The 22,793-nt window shown below is 72.4% G+C and carries 22 protein-coding genes; 6 read left to right on the top strand and 16 right to left on the bottom strand.

Annotation, left to right across the window (positions count from 1 at the left end; all coding sequences use genetic code 11):
* Positions 1–6: 6 nt before the first annotated feature.
* The 9 genes from OG470_RS14035 to OG470_RS13995 all read right to left on the bottom strand — a co-directional run bounded on the left by OG470_RS14035 (position 7) and on the right by OG470_RS13995 (position 7,425).
* On the bottom strand, positions 7–603 hold the full coding sequence (locus OG470_RS14035; RefSeq protein WP_328424418.1) for a TetR family transcriptional regulator: 597 nt from the start codon (positions 601–603) through the stop codon (positions 7–9).
* 73 nt (positions 604–676) lie between these two features.
* Entirely contained in the window at positions 677–1,675 is a 999-nt protein-coding gene (locus OG470_RS14030) for an aldo/keto reductase (RefSeq protein WP_328424416.1), read from the bottom strand.
* A 118-nt stretch (positions 1,676–1,793) separates the two neighbouring features.
* Entirely contained in the window at positions 1,794–2,219 is a 426-nt protein-coding gene (gene arfB, locus OG470_RS14025; protein ID WP_328424414.1) for an alternative ribosome rescue aminoacyl-tRNA hydrolase ArfB, read from the bottom strand.
* Between the two features lie 34 nt (positions 2,220–2,253).
* Positions 2,254–2,550, bottom strand: coding sequence for a hypothetical protein (locus tag OG470_RS14020; RefSeq protein ID WP_328424412.1), 297 nt, complete (start codon positions 2,548–2,550; stop codon positions 2,254–2,256).
* A 110-nt stretch (positions 2,551–2,660) separates the two neighbouring features.
* A complete protein-coding gene (locus OG470_RS14015) occupies positions 2,661–3,518 on the bottom strand; it encodes a S1C family serine protease (protein WP_328424410.1) in 858 nt (285 codons plus the stop codon).
* 38 nt (positions 3,519–3,556) lie between these two features.
* Positions 3,557–4,516 (bottom strand): VWA domain-containing protein, encoded by a 960-nt coding sequence (locus OG470_RS14010; protein WP_328424408.1) that lies wholly within the window; start codon positions 4,514–4,516, stop codon positions 3,557–3,559.
* Positions 4,513–5,526 carry a DUF58 domain-containing protein gene (locus OG470_RS14005; protein ID WP_328426341.1) on the bottom strand — a complete coding sequence of 338 codons (1,014 nt, stop codon included), beginning with the start codon at positions 5,524–5,526 and terminating at the stop codon, positions 4,513–4,515. The genes OG470_RS14010 and OG470_RS14005 overlap by 4 nt, the downstream gene beginning before the upstream one ends.
* Positions 5,527–5,552: 26 nt before the next feature.
* Positions 5,553–6,602, bottom strand: coding sequence for an AAA family ATPase (locus OG470_RS14000; RefSeq protein WP_328424406.1), 1,050 nt, complete (start codon positions 6,600–6,602; stop codon positions 5,553–5,555).
* A gap of 319 nt (positions 6,603–6,921) precedes the next feature.
* On the bottom strand, positions 6,922–7,425 hold the full coding sequence (locus tag OG470_RS13995) for a hypothetical protein (RefSeq protein ID WP_328424404.1): 504 nt from the start codon (positions 7,423–7,425) through the stop codon (positions 6,922–6,924).
* Between the two features lie 394 nt (positions 7,426–7,819).
* On the opposite strand from OG470_RS13995, the gene OG470_RS13990 reads away from it, so the two are divergent.
* Positions 7,820–8,758, top strand: a complete 939-nt coding sequence (locus OG470_RS13990; protein ID WP_328426339.1) for an endonuclease/exonuclease/phosphatase family protein — start codon at positions 7,820–7,822, stop codon at positions 8,756–8,758.
* Between the two features lie 32 nt (positions 8,759–8,790).
* On the opposite strand, the gene cimA is transcribed toward OG470_RS13990, so the two are convergent.
* Entirely contained in the window at positions 8,791–10,374 is a 1,584-nt protein-coding gene (gene cimA / locus OG470_RS13985) for a citramalate synthase (RefSeq protein ID WP_328424402.1), read from the bottom strand.
* A gap of 322 nt (positions 10,375–10,696) precedes the next feature.
* Between cimA and OG470_RS13980 the strand changes: the two genes are divergently transcribed.
* Positions 10,697–11,155: a PRC-barrel domain containing protein gene (locus OG470_RS13980; protein ID WP_328424400.1), complete on the top strand. Its 459-nt coding sequence runs from the start codon at positions 10,697–10,699 to the stop codon at positions 11,153–11,155.
* Between the two features lie 56 nt (positions 11,156–11,211).
* Complete coding sequence (locus OG470_RS13975; RefSeq protein ID WP_328424398.1) at positions 11,212–11,952, top strand: tyrosine-protein phosphatase; 741 nt, start codon at positions 11,212–11,214, stop codon at positions 11,950–11,952.
* Between the two features lie 126 nt (positions 11,953–12,078).
* On the opposite strand, the gene OG470_RS13970 is transcribed toward OG470_RS13975, so the two are convergent.
* Positions 12,079–13,176 (bottom strand): branched-chain amino acid aminotransferase, encoded by a 1,098-nt coding sequence (locus OG470_RS13970; protein ID WP_328424396.1) that lies wholly within the window; start codon positions 13,174–13,176, stop codon positions 12,079–12,081.
* A gap of 172 nt (positions 13,177–13,348) precedes the next feature.
* Positions 13,349–14,380 (bottom strand): 3-isopropylmalate dehydrogenase, encoded by a 1,032-nt coding sequence (locus OG470_RS13965; protein ID WP_328424394.1) that lies wholly within the window; start codon positions 14,378–14,380, stop codon positions 13,349–13,351.
* A gap of 227 nt (positions 14,381–14,607) precedes the next feature.
* On the opposite strand from OG470_RS13965, the gene OG470_RS13960 reads away from it, so the two are divergent.
* Positions 14,608–15,450, top strand: a complete 843-nt coding sequence (locus OG470_RS13960) for an FAD:protein FMN transferase (protein WP_328424392.1) — start codon at positions 14,608–14,610, stop codon at positions 15,448–15,450.
* Positions 15,451–15,819: 369 nt separating this feature from the next.
* Positions 15,820–16,176, top strand: a complete 357-nt coding sequence (locus OG470_RS13955) for a hypothetical protein (protein WP_328424390.1) — start codon at positions 15,820–15,822, stop codon at positions 16,174–16,176.
* A gap of 78 nt (positions 16,177–16,254) precedes the next feature.
* Here the strand turns inward: OG470_RS13955 and serA are convergent, their stop codons facing one another.
* A complete protein-coding gene (serA, locus tag OG470_RS13950; protein WP_328424388.1) occupies positions 16,255–17,853 on the bottom strand; it encodes a phosphoglycerate dehydrogenase in 1,599 nt (532 codons plus the stop codon).
* 265 nt (positions 17,854–18,118) lie between these two features.
* On the opposite strand from serA, the gene OG470_RS13945 reads away from it, so the two are divergent.
* Entirely contained in the window at positions 18,119–19,108 is a 990-nt protein-coding gene (locus OG470_RS13945) for a hypothetical protein (protein ID WP_328424386.1), read from the top strand.
* Positions 19,109–19,164: 56 nt separating this feature from the next.
* Here OG470_RS13945 and ilvC read toward each other — a convergent pair whose 3' ends face one another.
* From ilvC to OG470_RS13930, 3 genes are read right to left on the bottom strand one after another with little or no spacing between them, the layout of a single operon-like run.
* Positions 19,165–20,178 carry a ketol-acid reductoisomerase gene (gene ilvC, locus OG470_RS13940; protein ID WP_328424384.1) on the bottom strand — a complete coding sequence of 338 codons (1,014 nt, stop codon included), beginning with the start codon at positions 20,176–20,178 and terminating at the stop codon, positions 19,165–19,167.
* A gap of 57 nt (positions 20,179–20,235) precedes the next feature.
* Entirely contained in the window at positions 20,236–20,751 is a 516-nt protein-coding gene (gene ilvN / locus OG470_RS13935; RefSeq protein ID WP_089017348.1) for an acetolactate synthase small subunit, read from the bottom strand.
* A gap of 27 nt (positions 20,752–20,778) precedes the next feature.
* The gene (locus tag OG470_RS13930) at positions 20,779–22,671 is read right to left on the bottom strand and encodes an acetolactate synthase large subunit (protein WP_328424379.1); all 1,893 of its coding nucleotides are present in this window, start codon (positions 22,669–22,671) and stop codon (positions 20,779–20,781) included.
* Between the last annotated feature and the right edge of the window lie 122 nt (positions 22,672–22,793).

Raw genomic sequence — 22,793 nt, 5'->3', positions numbered from 1 at the left:
GCCAGGTCAGCTCGCCGGGCGGGTACGCAGGCCGTCGATGAGCAGCGCGACGACCGCCGCCAGGTCGTCGTCGAGACCCGGCTCGCTCCACTCGGCGCGGTGGGCGGGATGGTGGAACCGGGCGGTGGCCTGCAACAGCGCCCGGCCGGCCACCGCCGGGTCGGGCACGCTGAACTCGCCAGCCGCCACCCCGTCCGCGACGATCAGGCTGAGCTGACCGGCGAGGACCTCCAAATGGTTGGCGACCACGCCCTCGGAGAGGGTGGCGAGCTGGTGGAAGTTGGTGAACAGCTCGGGGTCCTCCCGGGCAATCCGGCGCTTGGTGCCGCTCAGCTCGGCCAGCCAGCGGCGCAGCCGTTGCGGGGCCGGGCCGGGCCCGGTGGCAACCTCGATCAGCGGGGTGGAGACCCGGGCCAACCAGCGGTCGGCGACCGCCTCGCGCAGCGCGGCCTTGCTGGCGAAGTGCCGGTAGACGCTGCCGTGGCTCACGCCCAGCGCGCGGGCGACGTCCAGCACGGTGGCCTTGGCCGGCCCGTACCGGCGCAGCACCTCCTCGGCGGTGTCGAGGATGCGGTCGGCCGTCAGGGCGGTGGCGTCGCTCATCACCCCAGCCTTCCTGACCGCGCGGACGGCCGTGGCGCGGCCCCCGGCCGGCGGTCGCGCCACGGCCGGGCGGTCATGCCCGCTCGCTGTCCAGGAACGCCATCTGCGCCTCGTCGTAGCGCGTGCCGGCTGCCGCGCCGGCCGGGACGGCGGCCTCGATCGCGGCCAGGTCCGCCTCGGTCAGGGTGACCGCCGCCGCGCCCAGGGCCTCGGTGAGCCGGTCCCGGCTGCGGGCACCGATCAGGGGCACGATGCTCTCGCCCCGGGCGAGCACCCAGGCGATGGCGATCTGCGCCACGGTGACCCCCCGGGCCTCGGCGATGGCGCGCAGGGCGTCCACCAGGGCCAGGTTGCGGTCGAGGTTGGCGCCGGAGAACCGGGGCAGGTGGCTCCGGAAGTCGGTGCCTGCGGTCTCCCGCCGCGCCGTCCAGTGGCCGCTGATCAGCCCGCGGGACAGCACCCCGTAGGCGGTGATCCCGACGCCCAGCTCGCGGGCCGTCGGCAGGATCTCGGACTCCGGGTTGCGGGAGATCAGCGAGTACTCGATCTGGAGGTCGGTGATCGGGTGCACGGCGTGCGCCCGGCGCAGCGTCTCCGCGCTCACCTCGGACAGACCGATGTGCCGGACGTGGCCGGCCTTGACCAACTCGGCCAGGGTGCCCACCACGTCCTCCACCGGCACATCCGGGGAGAGCCGGGCCGGGCGGTAGATGTCGACGTGGTCGGTGCCGAGACGGCGCAGGGTGTACGCCAGGAAGTTCTTGATCGCGGCGGGTCGGACGTCGATGCCGTTCCAGCCGCCGTCGGCGTCGCGCAGGGCGCCGAACTTGACGCTGATCACGGCGTTGTCGCGGTTGCGGCCACGCAGCGCGTCGCGCAGCAGCAGCTCGTTGTGACCCATGCCGTAGAAGTCGCCGGTGTCGAGGAGGGTGATGCCGGCGTCCAGTGCGGCGTGGATGGTGGCGATGCTCTCGGCCTCGTCGGCGGCGCCGTAGAGGTCCGACATGCCCATCAGGCCGAGCCCGAGAGCGGAGACGGTCGGGCCGGTGGTGCCGAGGGTGCGGGTGTCCATGGGTGTTCCTCTCACCTGGGTTACCCGGCCAGCGTACATCCTTTGACTGACAGATTCCAGATTCTGTCACCCGATAGCCCGAGAGGTCGCGCTCGGACTGGAGATGCACTGGTGGTCGCTACTCGCCGTCGGTCCGGCGGTCGCGCTTGCGCTGAGACTGACGCTTCTTCTCGGCCAACCGGCGCTCCTTGGCGCCCCGGGACGGACGGGTCGGCCGGCGCGGCGGCGGCGGGGGCGACGCGGCCTCCCGCAACAACGCGAGCATCCGCTCGCGGGCGGCCTCCCGGTTGGCCAGCTGCGCCCGGTGCTCACTGGCGGCGATCGTCAGCACCCCGTCCACCAGGCGGTTGGCCAGCCGGGCCAGCGCCCGCGACCGGACCGACTCGGGCACGGCTGGCGAGTTGGCCAGGTCGTAGCTCAACTCCACCCGGGAATCGGCGGTGTTCACGCCCTGCCCACCCGGCCCGGACGAACGGGAGAAGCGCTCCCGCAGCTCCCCGGCAGGGACGACCCACCGGTCGGTCACCCGCAGTCCGTCGTCCACGCCCCGAGGCTAACCCCCACCGGCGTTCCCGGGGTCAGCGGTGCGGCGGTTCACTCTGCGTCGCTGACGGGCTGGGCGCCGGGCCTGCGGTCTCCTCGTCCGAGCCGACCGCGGCGTACGCCACCGCGCCGAAGAGCAGCAACCCGATCACCGCGGCCTTCACGGCGACCCCGCGGATCAGCAGCCAGGCGCCACGGCGGGCACCCGGCACCGATTTCTTGACGGTCTGGTAATCGCTCCACCCACGCCGCGCGCGGGTGTACGCCGACCCCACTGCACATCCGATGACCAGGCCCACCAGCAGGAGGACCGCGAGAAGAGGACGCTCCACCTCCGCCAGTATCCATACCGAGCGTAATATTTCCATGGCCCGATGCTCTCCGGCCGGATATCCGACACTGCCCGTGATCCCAGCGGCCACCTCCGGGCCGTCCGCGCAGCTCAGCCACCCTTGCCGATGATCGTGTCGGCGGTCTGCTGCACCTGCTCGATCGGGATGGCGAAACCAATGCCGATTGATCCATTGCCGTCGATGGTGGCGATTGCGGTGTTCACCCCGACCACCTCACCGCGGGCGTTGACCAGCGGCCCGCCCGAGTTACCGGGATTGATGGAGGCGTCGGTCTGCACCGCGCTGTGCCGATTGTTGCCCAACCGCACCTGACGGTCCAACGCACTGACGATGCCCGCGGTGACCGTCCCGGACAGACCGAGCGGCGAGCCCACCGCGAGCACCGGCTCACCGACCCGGGTCGCCCCCGGCTTGGCCAGCGGCAACGGGGCGAGCCCGGCCGACGGTGGCACCTTCAGCACCGCCAGGTCGCTGCGCGGTTCCCGGCCGACCACCTCGGCGGCGAACCGGCGGCCGTCGGGCAGCTCCACCGTCACCGGTCCGCCACCGCCCTTGGCCAGGATGTGGTCGTTGGTGATCAGGTGCTGCTCGTCGTCCACAGCGAAGCCGGAGCCGGTCGCGGAGCCGCCGTTCGCGCCAGCGAGCACCGACACCACTCCGGGCACGGTTCGCTGGGCGGCGGTGACCAACTCCGCCGGCACCGGGGCGGCGGACGCCGCGGCCTCGCCCGGGACGCCGTCCCGGCTGGCCACCACGCCACCGGCCACAGCCCCGGAGACGGCGGAGAGCGCCACCACCGCCAGCGCGGCGAGCAGGCGGCCCGGCCGCCGGCCGCTAGGCTCCCGGCCGGAACCGGGCGCGTCCCACCACCCGCGCCCGTCCGGGTCGAGCTCCGGCGAGATGAACCAGGGACCGCGCGGTTCGCCCAGTCCGGTCTGCACTGCCATGCGTACTCCTTCCGGTCGAAGTCCGTTGCGCGGCGGGGTCAGGGCAGCCGGGAGAACCAGCGCATCGAGCCGGCGGCGGCGCCCATCGCGAAGACCAGGCCGAGGCCGATGAACCGGGCCGAGACGTCCTGCCGCTCGGTGCGGTAGCCGACCGAGCTGCCGATGTCGTCGTAGACGGCGCTCAGCTCTTCGGTGGTGCTGGCCTCGTGGAACATGCCGCCGGTCTCGTCGGCGACCGCCTTGAGGGTCTGCCCGTCGACCGGCACCTGGATCGGCCGCCCGCCCCGGTCCACGAACCCGGACGGGGTGCCGAAGGAGATGGCGTGCACCGGCACCTTCGCCGCCACCGCGTCCGCCGCCGCCTCCATCGGATCCATCCCAGAGGTGTTCGCCCCGTCGGAGAGCAGGATGATCCGGGCCGGCGGCGGCTCCTTCGCGGCCTGGCTGTCCAGGCCCTTGACTGCACCGAGCGAGGTGTTGATGGCCTCGCCGATGGCGGTGCCCTGCACCCCGGTCACCCCCTCGGCGAGCCGGCCGATCCCGTCCTCCAGGGCGTCCCGGTCGGTGCCGGGTGGCACCAGCACGGCCGCGCTGCCGGCGAACGCGACCAGACCCACGTTGAACTCGTCGGGCAGGCCCTCGACGAAGCGCCGGGCCGCCTGCTTGGCCGCGGCCAGCCGGTCCGGCTCCACGTCGGTGGCGAGCATGGAGGTGGACACGTCGACGGCCACCATCACCGTCGCCCGTTCCCGGGGCACCTGGACCTCGGCGGTGGGCCGGGCGAAGCCGACCACCAGCAGCGCCAGCATGGCCAGGAACAGCCCGGCTGGTACGTGCCGGCGCCAGGCCGGCCGCTCCGGCGCCACCCGGTCCAGCAGCCGCAGGTTGGTGAAGCGGACCGCGTACCGGCTGCGTCCGCGCTGCATCACCAGGTACGCGACGACCAGGGCGAGCACGCCGAGCAGCAGCCAGAGTCGCAGCGGCGACTGCCAGATCACGCGGCACCTCCCCGGGCGACACCGGCCGGCGCGGCGGCCAGCCGGCGCTGGGCGTGCACGTGCCGGACGATGTCCGCACTCCAGTCCCGGTCGGTGCGCAGCGCCAGGTGGGTGGCCGCACTGCGGCGCAGCGCCTGGTGGACCTGGTCACGCTGGGCGGCTGCGGCCTCGGCGTACCGCTCCCGCAGCCGACGGTCCGATGTGCACACCTCCCGGCGGCGGCCGGTCTCCGGGTCGACCAGGGTGATCAGGCCGACGTCCGGCAGCTCCAGCTCACGCGGGTCGGTCACCTCGATCGCCAGCACCTGGTGCCGGGCGGCCAGCCGGCGCAGGGTCCGCTCCCAGGGCGGCGGCTCACCGGGGTCGTCGGGCAGGCCGTCGAGGAAGTCGGAGACCACCACGACCAGACCGCGCCGGTTGGCGACCCGGTGCAGCGCGGCGAGCCCGTCGGTCAGCTCCGGCGGCCCGACCGGCACCGACACCCCCACCGACGGCATCCGCCCGGGCCGGTCGTCGGGCCCGGTGGCGCGCGGGGCGGCCAGTAGCGCGCGGAGCAGACCGAGCAGATGGGTACGCCCAGTGCGGGCCGGAAAGCGGCGTACCCCGTCGGCGCGCAGCACCTGAGCACCGAGCCGGTTGCCGACACCGGCGGTCAGGAAGCCGATCGCAGCGACCGCGGCGACCGCCAACTCCCGTTTGTCCAGGTCGGCGGTGCCGAACTCCATGCTCGCGCTGGCGTCGACCAACAGCCAGGTGGTCAGTTCACGGTCGGCGTCGACCTGCCGGACGTGCGGCACGGCGGTTCGGGCCGTCACCGCCCAGTCCATCCGGCGGACCTCGTCCTCGCCCGGCCGGTACTCCCGACTGCCGGCGGGTTCGCTGCCCGGCCCGGGCAGCAGGCCGCGGTACTGGCCGTGCAGCAGGCCATTCAGCCGGCGGGTGACGGTCAGCTCCAAGCGGCGCAGCCGCTGGTCCGGAGCCAGTTCGGCCAGACCGGGGTCCGCCGGCACAGCGACCGGCGTGGTGCTCGCGCGCCTCATGCCGCGGCCAGATCCTGGGTCTGCTGCGGATGCCCGGTGGCCAGCCTGGGCGGTGGCACCGCCTCCACCAGCCGGCGGACCACGGTCTCGGCCGACACGCCGTCGGCCACGGCGTCGAAGGAGAGCACCAGCCGGTGGGCGAGGACGTCCACGGCCAGTTCACGGACGTCCTCGGGCAGCACGTACTCCCGCCCACGCAGCAGTGCCTGTGCCCGGGCGGCCGCGACGAGGCCGAGGGTGGCGCGTGGACTGGCCCCGTACGCGAGCAGCGGCGCGAGCTCCTGCAACCCGAACCGGCCCGGATCACGGGTGGCGAGGATGAGCCGGACCACGTACTCGGCCAACGCGTGGTGGACGAAGACCCGCTCCGCCCGGGCCTGGAGGTCCAGCAGCCGTTGCGCGTCGAGCACCCGGCGCGGGCTCGGCCGGTCGGTGCTCATCCGGTAGAGGATGGCCAGTTCGTCGGCGTCGCTCGGATAGTCCACCACCACCTTCATCAGGAACCGGTCCCGCTGCGCCTCCGGGAGCTGGTAGACCCCCTCGGATTCGATCGGGTTCTGGGTGGCCAGCACCAGGAACGGCGCCGGGACCGGCCAGCTGCGCCCGCCGATGGTGACCTGCCGCTCGGCCATCGCCTCCAGCAGCGCCGACTGGACCTTGGCCGGGGCTCGGTTGATCTCGTCGGCCAGCACCAGGTTGGCCATGATCGGGCCGAGCTCGATGTCGAAGGTCTCCTTGGAGGCCCGGTAGATCCGGGTGCCGACGATGTCCGAGGGAACCAGGTCCGGAGTGAACTGGATCCGGGAGAAGGTGCCGCCGACCACGGTGGCGAGGGTCTGCGCGGCCAGCGTCTTGGCCACGCCGGGGACCCCCTCCAGGAGGCAGTGGCCATTGGCGACCAGGGCGGTGAGCAGGCGCTCGACGAGCCGATCCTGCCCCACGATCACGCGTTTGACCTCGAAGAGGGTCTGTTCCAGCTCGACGCCGGTCGGCTCGGGATCGACCGAGCTGGGCATGCTGGCCAGGGTGTCCGAGATGTCCGTCACGGTGCTTGCTTCCCGGGCGGCAGCCCGGCAAACGTCGGATTATCGGCGCCGAAGCCTCCGAGGTGGGCGGGGTCGGGATGAACTGCCCGGTCGGGGGACAACATCCCGGGATGGCATGAGCCACGCGACCTGCCCCAGACCGGACGCCGTCCGCCCCGACCGGTGGCGGTCGCTGTTGATCGACTCGGTGTCGGCGATATGGCGGTGTCCCGGTGCGGGGATGCCCCGATGTCGGTGATCTGGAGTTGACCATCGCCATGAACCGGCGGCTGCAGGACGAACCGGGTGCCGGCCCCGCGTGGGGCCGGCACCCGTGCCGTCAGGCGGTGTGGATGACCAGGTGGAAGCCCAGGTCGACCGGGGTACCGGCCGAGTTGCGGGTCTGGATGAAGACCGCGTTCGGTGTGCTCAGCCGCGGTGCGACCGAGATCTCGCCGCCCGCCGGGACGCAGCAGGCGTCACCGCGGCCGAGGGTGGCCACGAAGACACCAGCGGTGACGGTGTAACCGACCTGGACCTCGTACTGGCCGGGGCCGTACTTGATCACGGTGCCGACGCCGCGCACCTTGGTGCCGTTGGCGTTGACGACGACGATGCTGGTGGTCGCGATGAGCGTCGAGTTGGCCTTCAGCGCGGCGCGGGCCTTGCGGGCGGATTCCGCCGTCACCGGCGGCTGGGCGTTCGTGCCGCGCGCAGCCGGCTGGACGGCCTCCTGCGGCGCCTTCGCCGACGGCTGTGCGACGGCGATGCCCCCACCGGCCAGGCTGAGCGCCAGAACGGCGAACGTAATCGCTGCCGCCTTGCGTCGGAAAGATGTTTTCATGACAGGTCCCCCTTGTGTGACCGTGCGGATTCGGCCGACCCGCGGGGCGGGACGGATGACTGCCTATAAATAGGTGGACGACGACAATAGGACCGGAAAAAGGTCTCTCACGCGCACCTGGTGAGGTTGATTTCTCAACGATCGAGATCCGGCCTGAGCTGGGCTTACTACTCAGAGTTGCGTCGTTTAGGCCAGGTGGAACGTAGCATCGTAAAAAGCCGAGCGTCAATAGTTGACCTGGCCTTATGCCGCTGTCGGCCAGCCGTCAGATAATTGTGAAATGTGAGCGGATAACCGTTCACGAAATGGCGCGACGAGTTCCGCTAGGCTGACCGCCGTGATCGTCGACGCTCCTCCCGGTCCGACCCGACGCCGCGCCGACCGGCTCGGCACGGTGCTCTGCTGGTTGGCGGTCGTCCCGACGACCGCCTGGGCCGCCATCCGGCTGGCCGGCCTGGACCGGGGGCCGCTGGTGCAGGCGCTCGCCTTCACCCCGTACGTCGCGGGCTGGAGTGTGCTGGCCCTGGCCCTCACCCTCGCGCTGCGGCGCTGGTGGCCGGCGGCGATCGCGGCGCTGACCGCGGTGGCGCTGCTCGGCGTGGTCGCACCCCGGGCACTGGCCGCCCCGCAGCCGGCGGCGGGCGGGCCGACCGTGCGGCTGCTCACCGCCAACCTGCTCGCCGGCTCCGCCGACCCGCGGACGCTGGTCGAACTGGTCCGGCAGCATCGGGTGGACGTGCTCACCGTGCAGGAGTTCACCCCGGACGCGCAGGTCGCCCTGGACCGACTCGGCCTCGACCAACTGCTGCCCCACCGCCAGCTCAACCCGCAGATCGGCACACCCGGGTCCGGGCTCTACTCGCGGTGGCCGATCACCGACGCCGGCATCCGGCACAACCTCGAAGGGTGGGGCTTCAGTCAGGCGTACGGCACGCTGGTCGTGCCCGGCGCGCCCCCGGTCCGCGTCGAGTCGGCCCACCCCTCGGCGCCGTACGCGCTGGACCAGGTCGACGCCTGGCGTACCGACCTGGCCGCGCAGCCACCGGCCACCCCGGACGGTGGCCTGCGGATCCTTGCCGGGGACTTCAACGCCACCCTCGACCACAGCCCGCTGCGAGCCCTGCTGCGCACCGGCTACGTCGACGCCGCGGACGCCTCCGGGGAGGGGCTGACCGGCACCTGGGGCCCGTACGACGGCGACCTCATCCCGCCGGTCACCATCGACCACGTGCTGGTGGATCGCCGTATCGCGGTCCGCTCCGTCACGGTGCTCACCCTCCCCGCCACCGACCACCGACCCGTGCTGGCCACCCTCACCCTCCCCACCCCCTGACCGCCCGCCCGCGATCCGGGGGCCGGCGTGGGTCAGACGGTGGTGGGGGCCAGGCCGTAGGTGAGGGCGTCCACGAGGGCGTGCCAGCTGGCCTCGACCACGTTGTGGTGCACGCCCACGGTGGTCCAGTCCCGGCCGTTGCCGTCGGCGGTCTCCAGCAGCACCCGGGTGACCGCGCCGGTGCCGTGACTGCCTTCCAGGATGCGCACCTTGTAGTCGGCCAGCTCGAAGTCGCGCAGTTGCGGGTAGTGCCGCGTCAGCCCCACTCGCAACGCCTCGTCCAGGGCGTTGACCGGGCCGTTGCCCTCGGCGGTCGCGATCACCCGCTCGCCGCGTACCCGGATCTTGACGGTCGCCTCGGAGACGACCGCGCCGTCCTCGCGGTGCTCGACCAGCACCCGGTACGACTCCAGGGTGAACGGCCGGGCCGGCCGGCCCTCCGGCAGCTCGGAGCGGACCAGCAGCTCGAAGGAGGCGTCCGCGGCCTCGAAGGACCAGCCGCCCGCCTCCAACTCCTTGACCCGGTTGGTGACCCGGGTCAGGGCCTCCGGACGGCCGGCCAGATCCAGGCCCAGCTCACGGCTCTTGAGCTCGACGCTGGCCCGGCCGGCCATCTCGGTCACCAGGATCCGCATGTCGTTGCCCACCACCGACGGGTCCACGTGGTTGTAGAGCAACGGGTCGACCTTGATCGCGCTCGCGTGCAGCCCCGCCTTGTGAGCGAAAGCGGCGGCCCCGGCGTACGCCTGGTGGGTGTCGGGGGCGATGTTGGCGATCTCGGCGATGGCGTGCGAGACCCGCACCATCTGTTCCAGGCAGCCCTCCGGTAGGACCGGCATGCCCAGCTTGAGTTGGAGGTTGGCGACCACCGCGAAGAGGTCGGCGTTACCGGGGCGTTCGCCGTACCCGTTGGCGGTGCCCTGGACGTGGCGGACGCCCGCCTCCACGGCGGCGATCGTGTTGGCGACCGCGCAGGCGGTGTCGTTCTGCGCGTGCATGCCGAGCAGCCCGGCGTCGACCCCGAGCCGTTGGGTCAGGTCGACGATCGCGGCGGTCACCTGCGAAGGCAGCATGCCGCCGTTGGTGTCGCAGAGCACCATCCGCTCGGCGCCGGCGGCCAGCGCGGTCTGCACCACGGCCGCGCCGTACGCCGGGTCGTGGCGGTAGCCGTCGAAGAAGTGTTCGCCGTCGACGAAGACCCTGCGGCCCTCGCCCACGAGGTGGGTGACCGTGTCGTGGATCATCGCCAGGTTCTCCGCGCCGGTGGTGCGCAACGCGCGCTCGACGTGCCGGATGTCGGCCTTGGCGACCAGCGCCACCGCCGGGGTCTGCGCGTCCAGCAGGCCGCGTACCTGGGGGTCGTCGGTGACCGCGACGCCGGCCTTGCGGGTGGCGCCGAACGCGACCAGCACGGCGTGCCGCAGGTTGAGTTCGCTGCGCGCCCGCCGGAAGAACTCGGTGTCCTTGGGCACCGCGCCCGGCCAGCCGCCCTCGATGAAGCCGACGCCGAACTCGTCGAGCAACCGGGCCACCGCCAGCTTGTCGACCACCGAATAGGTGAGCCCTTCGCGCTGGGCGCCGTCGCGCAACGTCGTGTCGAAGACCTGGAACGTCATCAGGATCCTTTCTGGGAGCAACAAAAAGACCTCCCGCGGGTGCGGGAGGTCTGCGCGCTCGGCGGAGGGGAGGGCCGGCGCGCTAGGTCGCAATAATCAGGGCGGTGCTGGTCACGATCACTACTGTGCCACCCCGCTCCTGTATTTGGGAGGAATAACCCACATGGCGGGACGCCGACGCAGAGTCGGTACGCCCCGACGGCCCGACGCCGCACCTGCGGTGTCGACCCCTCGCCGTTTCCGGACCCCGGCGGCCGGGTAGCTCCTGCGGGGACGCACCCACCGACGCCGAGACGATCGGCGACAGTCAGGAGTGAACGGCATGGACAGGATCGATCCGCACGCCACCCACGCCGGGCCGGACCCGCTGCGCGGCGGCGACCAGGGCGCTGTGCCCGGCGGCGCGCCGGCCGGCACCTTCGACCCCTGGCGCTACCGGGATCAGGCCGGGGTGGCCGACGCCGACCTGGTCGACTACAAGGTCGAGGCCATCGACGGCGGGATCGGCAAGATCGACAGCGCCAGCCACGAGGTGGACGGCAGCTACCTGGTGGTGGACACCGGCCCGTGGATCTTCGGCAAGAAGGTCATGCTGCCGGCCGGCACGGTCAACCAGGTCGACCACGACCAGCGCACCGTCTCCGTCGACCGGACCCGCGACCAGATCAAGGCCGCCCCGGAGTACGACGAGACCAGCCACAGCGACCCGAGCTACCGGGATCGGCTGGGCGGCTACTACGACGAGACGTACGGCGCACTCCCGCCCGGCACCGCACGGTAGCTGAACGGACCCGACGGCCGGTGGGGCACTGCCCCACCGGCCGTTACCGTGTCAGCGTGGACGCCATCGACGACAACCGACACATCTCGCTGCCCGCGACCTTCAACTTCCGCGACGTCGGTGGCTACGCCGGCCACGACGACCGGACCGTGCGCCGGGGCCGGCTCTACCGCTCCGACTCGCTGCACCGCCTCGACGAGCAGGACCAGGACGCGTTTGCCGCGATCGGCATCCGCACCGTCATCGACCTCCGCCGCCCCCAGGAGGTGGACCGGGACGGCCGGGTGCCGGCGTACCCGGGGCTGACCTACCGGCACATCCACCCGGAGCACGCGGACTGGGCCGGACAGCCGCACGAGGAGGGTGCCAGCCTGGCCCGCTACCTCGCGGACCGGTACGCCGACCTGGCGCAGACCGGCACCGCCGGCCTGGCCGAGGCGGTGGGGCTGATCGCGGACTCCGCCAACGCCCCGGTGGTGGTGCACTGCGTGGCGGGCAAGGACCGCACCGGCATCGTCTGCGCGCTGACCCTTGCCGTACTGGGCGTCGACGACGCCGACATCGTCTCGGACTACGCGCTGAGCGCGGAGGCGTCGGCCCGGTACAGCGCCTGGCTGGCTGCCACCACCAGCGGCAGGGTGGACGTGCCGGCACCGTTCCTGGCCTCGCCCGCCGAGGCGATGGAGATCTTCCTGGCCGAGCTGCGCGCGGGGCACGGCTCGGTCGAGGGGTACCTGCGCCACGCCGGGGTCACCGAGGCGCAGCTCGCCGCCCTCCGCGACCACCTGCTCGACTAGCCCGCCGGTCGTCGGGGGCGATACCGCACGGTCATGGTGATGCCCGTGCGGTATCGCCCTCCGAACCGACCGTGTCGACCCGGCCGCGCCCACCCGTCCAGCCGGACCCGTGGGCGCGTGCGGGCGTCAGAGGACCCGGTGCACCCAGCCCTGCGGGTCGGCAGCCTTGCCCCGCTGGATGTCGACCAGCTGCTGGCGCAGCGCCATGGTGACCCGGCCGGGCTCACCGCCGCCGATCAGGAACTCGCCGTCCGGGAAGCGGACCCCGCCGATCGGGGTGATCACCGCGGCGGTGCCGCAGGCGAAGACCTCGCGGAGCCGGCCGCTGGCCGCGTCGGCCTGCCAGTCGGCGAACGTGACCGGCCGCTCCTCGACCCGGTGCCCGGCCGCGCCGGCCAGCGTGATGATCGCGTCCCGGGTGATACCCGGCAGGATCGTGCCGGTCAGCGGCGGGGTGACCACGGTGTCGTCGTCGTAGACGAAGAAGACGTTCATGCCGCCCAGCTCGTCGACGAACCGGCGCTCCACCGCGTCCAGGAAGACCACCTGGTCGCAGCCGGCCTCGATGGCCTCCGCCTGGGCCGCGAGTGACGCGGCGTAGTTGCCGCCGCACTTGGCCGCGCCGGTGCCGCCGGGCGCGGCCCGGGTGTAGTCCGGCGAGACCCAGACGGTGACCGGCTTGACCCCGCCGGTGAAATACGCGCCGACCGGCGAGGCGATCACCAGGTAGAGGTACTCGTTGGCCGGGCGGACGCCGAGGAAGACCTCGCTGGCATACATGAACGGCCGCAGGTAGAGGCTGCCGTCCTCGCCGGTCGGGATCCAGTCCCGGTCGACTTCGATGAGCTTGTGCAGCGAGTCGACGAAGACCTCGGGCGGTAGCGCCGGCATCGCCATCCGCTGCGCCGAGGTGGCGAACCGGGCGGCGTTGGCGTCCGGCCGGAACATCGTCACGCCACCGACGGCGGTCCGGTACGCCTTCAACCCCTCGAAGATCTCCTGCGCGTAGTGCAGCACCGCGCTGGCCGGGTCCATCGGGATCGGCGCGCGCGCCTCCACCCGGGCGTCGTACCAGCCCTTGCCGTCGGCGTACCGGACGGTGACCATGTGGTCGGTGAAGACCCGGCCGAACCCGGGATTGACCAGCAGGGCGGCCCGGTCGGCGGCGGATACCGGCGCGGGATTCGGACGGATCTCGAAGTCGAGCTTGTCACCACCGCTCATCGCGCTGACCTCCCTGCGGGACAACGGCATGCGGGACCGCACACCGACATGGCTGTGCCAGAAACTTACCCCGAACGGTCGTTCAGCGGGTAGCGCCGCTCGGGGGCATAGGGAACCCCGGATGGCCCCTCGTCGGACCGACTGGCGGGTGGCTGGTCGGCCCCGGGGCGAGTCAGGCTACGGCGTGCGCGGCGAGCCGGTCGCCGACCTCGGCGGTACGCAGCGTCACGCCCGAGGTCCGGCCGGCAAGCTCGGCGGCAACCGCCGCGTTGACCCGGGTCGCGGCCTCGGCGTGCCCGAGCTGCTCCAGCAGCAGCGCGGCGGAGAGCACCGCGGCGACCGGGTCGGCAATGCCCTGCCCGGCGATGTCCGGCGCCGAGCCGTGCACCGGCTCGAACATGGAGGGGTACGCCCCCGCGGGGTTGATGCAGCCGCTGGCGGCCAACCCGATCCCGCCGGTGACCGCCGCGGCGATGTCGGTGAGGATGTCGCCGAACAGGTTGTCGGTGACCACCACGTCATAGCGCTGCGGCTGGGTGACCAGGAACATCGCGGCCGCGTCGACGTGCTGGTACTCGGTGGCGATGTCCGGGTGCTCGGCGGCGACCGCGTCGAAGGTACGCGCCCACAGCGACCCGGCGTGGGTGAGCACGTTGGTCTTGTGCACCAGGGTGACCTTGCGCCGCTCCCGGCGACCGGCCCGGGCGAACGCGTCGCGGATCACCCGCTCCACGCCGTGCCGGGTGTTCAGGCTCTCCTCGGTGGCGACCTCGGCAGGGGTGTCCCGATGCAGGGAACCGCCGGCCCCGGCGTAGAGACCCTCGGTGCCCTCGCGCACCACCACCAGGTCGACCTCGCCCGGCTTCACGTTGCCCAGCGGGCCGGCGACCCCGGGCCAGAGCCGTGACGGGCGCAGGTTGACGTACTGGTCGAAGGCGAACCGGAGCTTGAGCAGCAGGCCCCGCTCCAGCACTCCCGGCGGAACGGTCGGGTCACCGACCGCGCCGAGCAGGATCGCGTCGTGCCCGGCCAGCTCGGCCAGGACCGAGTCGGGCAGCACCTCTCCGGTACGGTGCCAGCGGGCCGCTCCGAGGTCGTACTCGGTGGCCTGCACGCCGGGCAGCACGGCGTCGAGGACCTTGCGGGCCTGCGCGACCACCTCGGGCCCGATGCCGTCCCCGGCCACCACCGCGATCCGCGCCACGCCCGCACTCCTCTGCTCGACTGTCCCGTACCGGGCAACGGTACGTCGTCGTCCCGCCTCCCGGTACGGATCGTCCACAATCTGGGACACACCGATACACAGCACCCTCACAGGTGGGATCCATGAGCCAATCATCTCCGCTGCCTAACGTAGGGGTCAGCGGGTCAGGGGGGCCCGCGACACGGGGTCGCCGATGACGCGACGCCACACTGTGAGGGGCAGGTGCCATGCGCATCGACGAGCAGCCGCGGACCCGCTGGCCCGATCCGTCGGCCTTCCGGAACCGCCGGCCGGACCTGCGGCTGGGCCGCCGCCGCCAGCGGATCGATCCGGCCAGCGCCACCGAGGGCCGGATCGCCGTTCAGCACACCGTGCAGACCCCGACCGCCGAGTACACCCTGCTGCTCAACGCACCCGAGTGGCTCGGCCGCCGGGGCGTCGGCGAGGCACTGCGGGACAGCGTCGCCGAGTTGCGCGCCATCGACCTCACCTATGGCCCGAACCGGCCCGAGAGTCTGGTTTCCATGCTGCGCCGGGGTGAGATCAGTCCCGATTCGTACCCCCCACTGGCCGACCTGGTGGACCGCTGCACGGCGATGCGGGCCGCCACCGACGGGTGGTTCGACGCCTGGGCGGTGCCCGGCGGCTTCGACCCGGGCGGTCTGCTCGGCGGCTGGGCGGTGGAGCGCGCCGCCGCCCGGTTGCGCGCCGCGGGCATCCACGACTACGCCCTACTCACGGGCGCCGACCTGGTGGTCCGTGGCCACGCGCCACACGGCGGCCCGTGGCGGGTGGCGGTGCATCACCCGACCGCACCCGAACGCGCGCCGCTGGTGCTGGAGATGACCGCCGGAGCGGTCGGCACCTCCGGGGTGACCGGGCGCCAGGGACATGTGGTGGATCCGCACACCGGTGAGCCGGCCAGTCAGCTCGTCGCCGCCACCGTCGTCGGCCCCGACCTGACGGTCGCCGACGCCTACGCCACCGCGCTCTACGCCGCCGGCCCCACCGGCCTGTCCTGGTTCCGCGCCGGCTCCGACTACCGCGCGCTCTTCGCCCACCGGCGCTGAGCGGAACGTCGCCGCACCGGCCCGCCTCCCCGTGGCGCTGCGTCCGATTCGCACGTCGGCCGCCACTCGGGCCCGCGATCGGCCCCCACAGTCTCGGCAACGACCGTGGGGGCCGGTCAGCGACGAGTGCGCGTGGCTCGCACAATCGAGGGGTGCGGACCGGTCGGGCCGGACGTCGACCGCGCCACCCGAAGACGGGTCGGCGCCGCGAACTCGGCCAGTGACCGCAGTCGGTACGCTAGCGAATCGACGCAACTCGACGCAAGAGTCTCCACAGCGGACCGTCGTGACCGGAGTGTGGCGGCTCGGCGATTGGCCTGCGGCGAGGCAGTTTCGACATGGTGAACGACGGATGGCACGCTGTCCGCCGTGAGTTTCGATCTGAGCGTGTGGGCCCTGCAGGACGGGGCGACGCCCGAGGACGTACGGGCCGCGGTCGAGGGGTGCCGGCAAGGGCGGCACGTCGACCGATACCCGGACCCGCGAGTGGTCAGCTTCTATCGGGCGATCACCGCCTCCTACCCGGACCGGCACCCCGGCCCGGACAGCCCGTGGGCCGTGACGCCGCTGCACGCCGCCCACGACCACGTCGAGCTGAACCTGCACCCGACCTGTGCGGACCAGGTGCTGCTGGACATCGAGCGGCTGGCCGGCGAGCACGGGCTGATGCTCTTCGACCCGCAGGACGGCTCCGTCTACCCGCCCCCGGCCCGGCTGCCCGGCTGACCGGGCGGCAGGACACCCCACCACGGGTATGACGAGGGGCCCGGCGAATCGCCGGGCCCCCCGTGGTGCTGCCGTCGACTACTCGTCGCGCAGATCCGCGGCGCTGGCCGCCGTCGCGCCGATCGAGTCGGCCGCCGAGGTGAGCAGGTCGGCGCCGAGCGCCTGGTCGACGGTGAGCGTCATCAGCGTCTCGCCGCCCGCCTCGCGCCGGGCCACCTGCATGGCGGCGATGTTGATGCCCGACTCGCCGAGCAGGGTGCCGACGGTGCCGACGACGCCGGGCCGGTCGGCGTAGCGCAGGAAGAGCAGGATGCCCTCCGCGCCGATCTCCACGTCGAAGCCGTCCACCTCGGTGAGCTTGAGGACGTCGCGAGCACCGGCGTGGGTGACCGTGCCGGAGACGCTGACCGTCCGGCCGTCCGGCAGCGCGCCGCGCACCGTGACCAGGGTCGGCTGCTCAGCCGTCTCGGCCAGGCTGGCCAGGGTGACCTCGACGCCACGCTCGGCGGCCAGGTGCGGGGCGTTGACGTAGGTGACCTGCTCCTCGACCACCGAGCTGAACAGGCCCTTGGTGGCGGCGAGCTTGAGCACCGACACGTCGTGGCTGACGATCTCGCCGCGAACCTCGACCGTGACGCTGGCGGCGACACCGCCGGCGACCGCGGTGAAGGCCCGGCCGAGCTTCTCGGCCAGCGGGAGCAGCGGCCGGACGTCCTCGGCGACCACACCGCCGGCCTGCACGTTGACCGCGTCCGGGACGAACTCGCCCTGCAACGCCAGCTTCACGCTCCTGGCCACCGCCAAGCCGGCCTTGTCCTGCGCCTCGTGCGTGGAGGCGCCCAGATGCGGGGTGGCCACCACGTTGTCGAAGGCGAACAGCGGCGAGGAGGTGCAGGGCTCCTTGCTGTAGACGTCGACGCCGGCACCGGCGACCCGGCCCTCGGCGATGGCGTTCGCGAGCGCCTGCTCGTCGACCAGACCACCGCGGGCGGCGTTGACGATGCGGACGCCGGGCTTGACGATCGCCAGCTCCTTCTCACCGATCAGGCCCACCGTCTCCGGGGTCTTCGGCAGGTGGATGGAGATGAAGTCGCTCTCCCGCAGCAGCTCCTCCAGCCCGACCAGGCGTACGCCGAGCTGCGCCGCCCGCGCCGGCTGGATGTACGGGTCGTACGCGATCAGCCGGGTGCCGAACGCGGCGATGCGCTGCGCGAACAGCACACCGATGCGGCCGAGCCCGACCACGCCGACGGTCTTGCCCTGCACCTCGACGCCGGTGTACTTCGACCGCTTCCACTCCCCCGCCTTGAGCGCGGAACTGGCGCTCGCGGTGTTGCGGGCCACGGCGAGCAGCAGCGCGACGGCCTGCTCGGCGGCGGACACGATGTTCGAGGTGGGCGCGTTCACGACCATGACGCCGCGCGCGGTGGCGGCGGGCACCTCGACGTTGTCCAGCCCGATACCCGCCCGGGCGACCACCTTGAGTCGCGGCGCGGCGGCGATCGCCTCGGCGTCGATCTGGGTCGCGCTGCGCACGATGACGGCGTCGGCCTCGGAGAGCGCCGAGAGCAGGGCCGGACGGTCGGTGCCGTCGACGTGACGGACGTCGAAGTCGTAGGCGAGCACCTCGATGGCGGCGGGGGCGAGTTCTTCGGCGATCAGTACGACAGGATTCATCGGTCCTCGTAGAGGTCGTGTTTGCGATCGGCCCGGGCGATAAGGCGCCGCACTGCGCCCTGCGCTGATCCGTGCCGTGGCCGTCAGGTGCCGGCTGCGCACCTACCCGCGATCGTAGGGGCCTCGCTGGTCGGCATGTTCCGGTCCGCGGGGTGAGGGCCCTCACACAGCGGGTCGGGCGACGGACATCGGGCGTTCACCTGACCGACATGGTTGCCCTGGCCAGCTACAACCGGAGGCACCAGCCCTCGGGGAGGAGCCGCCCGTGCCGCTCGTCATCCGCATCACGCTGCTCCGACAGCTGACCCGCATCGATCTCGCGCGGTTCGGTCCGATGCTGGCCGAGGCGTTGGTCACCCGGTCCCAGCAGGTGAGCATCCGACGCGGTTTCGTGGTCCGGCGCACCGCCGCCGCGGACGAGGCGGTCGCGCTCTACCGGCGGCTGGTCCAGGACCGGCCGGACCGGCACGAGGTGGGGCTCGCGCGAGCGCTCGTCGCGCAGGGTTCGGTCCCCGACGACCGCACCGTGGCCTCCGCGCTCGACCAGGGCCGGGAGGCGATCGGGTACGTCGAGAACGCGACCGACCGAGACGGGCTGGTCGTTCTGGCCGCAGCGCACCTGATGATGGCCAACCTGCTCTCCCCCAGCGCCCCTCAGGACGCGCTGCCCCTTGCTGAGCAGGCCCGGGCGACATGGCTACGCTGCGCGCCGCTCGGCGTCCGAGAGCTGACGGGGCTGGCCCGGTCGCTCACCGTGCTCGGTAGCTGCCGGGCGGCGCTGGACGCGCCGGTCGAGGCGTTGGCCGCCCGGGAGGAGGCGGTCGAGACCTTCCGGCGGCTTTCCGTCTGGGCGCGGCTGCGGTACATGCCCGCCCGATTTGACGCGGTGACCGGGCTGGCCGAGTCCCTCGCCAGCGACGGACGGTGGGCCGAGGCGCTGACGCTGGCAGCGGACCCCCGCGAGGATCTGACCTTCTGGGCCCGTTGGGAGCCACTGCGGGCCCGGCCGGCGCTCGGCCGACTGCTGTTCGTGATCGCCACGTGCCACTCAGAGCTCGGCGAACCGGAAGCGGCCGTGACGACGGCCGAGGAGGCGGTGGGGCACTTCCGTTGGCTGGCCGAGCACGATCCCGTCCGGTACGACCACCGGTTGGTCGCCGCGCTGCGCACGCTGGCCGGCATTCTCAAAGGCCTCGGCCGGTACGAGGAGGCAGCCTGGGCAGCCGGTGAGGCCAGGTCGATCGAGCGCGGCTGAGTAGCGCACGCGGCCGCCCGGCCGTGTCTGGACGGCCGGGCGGTCGCGCCGCGACGTCAGGCGGTCTCGGTGATCGGGCGGTCGACCCAGCTCATCATGCCGCGCAGCTTCTTGCCGGTCTCCTCGATCGGGTGCGCCGCACCCTCGGCCTGCCACTTCTTGAAGTTGGGCCGGCCCGCCTCGTCCTCGGCAACCCACTCGCGGGCGAACTCGCCGGACTGGATCTCCCCGAGGATCTTGCGCATCTCGTCCTTGACGCGCGAGTCGATGACTCGCGGGCCACGGGAGAGGTCGCCGTACTCGGCGGTGTCGGAGATGCTGTAGCGCATCTTCGCGATGCCGCCCTCGTACATCAGGTCGACGATCAGCTTCAGCTCGTGCAGGCACTCGAAGTAGGCGACCTCCGGGGCGTAGCCGGCCTCGGTGAGCACCTCGAAACCGGTCTGCACCAGCGCCGCGGCACCACCGCAGAGCACCGCCTGCTCGCCGAAGAGGTCGGTCTCGGTCTCCTCGGTGAAGGTGGTCTTGATCGCGCCGGCGCGGGTGCCGCCGATCCCCTTGGCGTACGCGAGGGCGAGCGCGAGCGCGTTGCCGCTGGCGTCCTGCTCGACGGCGACCAGGCAGGGCACGCCCTTGCCGTCGGCGTACTGCCGGCGGACCAGGTGGCCCGGGCCCTTCGGCGCGACCATCGCCACGTCCACCTCGGCCGGCGGCTTGATCAGCCCGTACCGGATGTTGAAGCCGTGACCGAAGAAGATCGCCTTGCCCGGGGCGAGGTGCGGCGCGATCGACTCGGTGTACAGGGCACGCTGGGCGGTGTCCGGCGCGAGCACCATGATCACGTCGGCCTCGGCCGCGGCCTGCGCCGGCGTGACCACCCGCAGGCCCTGCTCCTCGGCCTTGGGGCGGCTCTTCGAGCCCTCCGGCAGACCGATCACCACGTCGACGCCGGAGTCGCGCAGCGACAGCGCGTGGGCGTGGCCCTGGCTGCCGTAGCCGATGACCGCGACCTTCTTGGCCTGGATCAGGCCGAGGTCGGCGTCGTCGTCGTAGTACACCTCAACACTCATTGGGACTTCCCTTTCGTACGACGGCCGGGGCGGCCCGTCGTGGTCCGTGTGGATGGGTCAGGCGGCCCGCAGCGCGGGGCCAGCGGTGATCGAACGCGAGCCGCGCCCGATCGCCACGAGCCCGGACTGGACCATTTCCTTGATGCCGAAGGGCTCGAGGTCGCGCAGCAGCGCGTCGAGCTTGTCCGGGGTGCCGGTGGCCTCGATGGTCAGGGTGTCCGGCGCGACGTCGACCACCCGGGCGCGGAACAGGTTGACCGTCTCCAGCACCTGGGTCCGTGCGGACCGGTCGGCGCGGACCTTCACCAGCAGCAACTCCCGGGCGACCGAGACCTGCGGGTCCAGCTCGACGATCTTGAGCACGTTGACCAGCTTGTTGAGCTGCTTGGTGACCTGTTCCAGCGGCGACGACTCCGCGTTGACCACGATGGTGATCCGGGAGACGTCCGGGTTCTCGGTCTCGCCCACGGCGAGGCTGTCGATGTTGAACCCGCGCCGGGAGAACAGGCCGGAGACGCGGGCGAGCACGCCGGGCTTGTTCTCCACGAGCACGGACAGGGTGTGCATCGTCATGCCACGACCTCGCTTCGCTCACTCATGTCAGATGTCATCCTCGTCGAAGGCCGGGCGGACGCCGCGGGCGAACATGATCTCGTCGTTGCTGGTGCCGGCGGCGACCATCGGCCAGACCATGGCGTCCTTGCCGACCACAAAGTCGATCACCACCGGGCCGTCGTTGATCTCCATGGCGGCGGCGATGGTCTTGTCCACGTCGGCGGCGTTCTCGCAGCGCAGCCCGACGCAGCCCAGTGCCTCGGCGAGCTTGACGAAGTCGGGAATGCGGTGCTTGTGGGTGCCGAGCTCGGTGTTGGAGTACCGCTCGTTGTAGAACAGCGTCTGCCACTGCCGCACCATGCCGAGATTGCCGTTGTTGATCACGGCGATCTTGACCGGGATGCCCTCCAGCGCGCAGGTGGCCAACTCCTGGTTGGTCATCTGGAAGCAGCCGTCGCCGTCCACCGCCCAGACCACCGTGTCCGGCTTGCCGACCTTGGCGCCCATCGCCGCCGGCACCGCGTAGCCCATCGTGCCGAGGCCACCGGAGTTCAACCAGGTGTGCGGCTTCTCGTAGGAGATGAACTGGGACGCCCACATCTGGTGCTGGCCCACCCCGGCCACGAAGATCGCGTCCGGGCCGACGATCTCGCCCAGCCGCTTGATCACGTACTGCGGCGAGAGCGTGGCGTCGGCCGGCTCGTCGTAGCCCAGCGGGTAGCGGTCGCGCAGGTCGTCCAGCTGAGTCCACCAGTCGGCCAGGTCGGCGCTGTGCCCGGCCGAGCGCTCGATGGTCACCGCGGCGATCAGCTCGTCGATGACGTGCCGGGCGTCACCCACGATCGGCACGTCCGCGTGCCGGTTCTTGCCGATCTCGGCGGGGTCGATGTCGGCGTGCACCACCGCCGCGTCCGGGGCGAACGAGTCCAGCTTGCCGGTCACCCGGTCGTCGAACCGCGCACCCAGGGCGACGATCAGATCCGCCTTCTGCAGGCCGTAGACCGCCGCGACCGTGCCGTGCATGCCGGGCATCCCCAGGTGCTGCCGGTGCGAGTCGGGGAACGCGCCGAGCGCCATCAGCGTGGTGACCACCGGGATGCCGGTCTGCTCGGCCAGCTTACGCAGCCCGTCGGTGGCACCGGCCTTGAGCACCCCGCCGCCCACGTAGAGCACCGGCCGGCGGGCGGCGGCCATCAGCCGGGCCGCCTCCCGGATCTGCTTGCCGTGCGGGTGCAGGGTGGGCCGGTAGCCGGGCAGGTCCAGGGTGGGCGGCCAGGCGAAGGTGGTCGGCGCCTGGAGCACGTCCTTGGGGATGTCGACCAGCACCGGGCCGGGCCGGCCGCTGCTGGCCAGGTGGAAGGCCTCGGCCAGCACCTGCGGGATCTCCTCGGCGGTCTGCACGAGGAAGTTGTGCTTGGTGATCGGCAGGGTGATGCCCTGGATGTCCGCCTCCTGGAAGGCGTCGGTGCCGATCGACGGGCGGGCCACCTGACCGGTGATCGCCACCATCGCCACCGAGTCCATGTACGCGTCGGCGATCGGGGTGACCAGGTTGGTGGCGCCCGGGCCGGAGGTGGCCATGCAGACGCCGACCTTGCCGGTGGCCTGCGCGTACCCGGTCGCCGCGTGCCCGGCGCCCTGCTCGTGCCGGACCAGGATGTGCCGGACGGTGGAGTCGTAGAGCGGGTCGTAAGCCGGCAGGATCGCGCCGCCCGGGATGCCGAAGACGACGTCGACGCCGAGCGCCTCAAGGGACCGCACCAGCGAACCGGCGCCGGAGACCTGGGCCGGAGCGGATGGCCGTACCGCCGGGGTGGCCGGGCTGGCCGGGCTGGCCGGGGTGCGCGCGGCGGCGGGGTCGACGTCGCCGGCCGGCTCGGTGGCCGCGCGGGCACGGCGGGCGGTATGGGCGAGGGTCTCGGGCGTGGGTCTCGTCATGGCGGTTCTGGCCTTCGGCTGGAGTGGCTGGGGCTTGTCAAGCGATGCGACGCGGGCGGGGCCCGCCCCGACAGGTTCCGATGGCAATAAAAACGGCCCTCGTGCAGATGCACGGGGCCAGC

The sequence above is a fragment of the Micromonospora sp. NBC_00389 genome (assembly GCF_036059255.1).
GTDB lineage: Bacteria > Actinomycetota > Actinomycetes > Mycobacteriales > Micromonosporaceae > Micromonospora.
The sequence above is the reverse complement of the archived record's forward strand: the minus strand, read 5'-3'. Positions and strand labels throughout refer to the sequence as shown.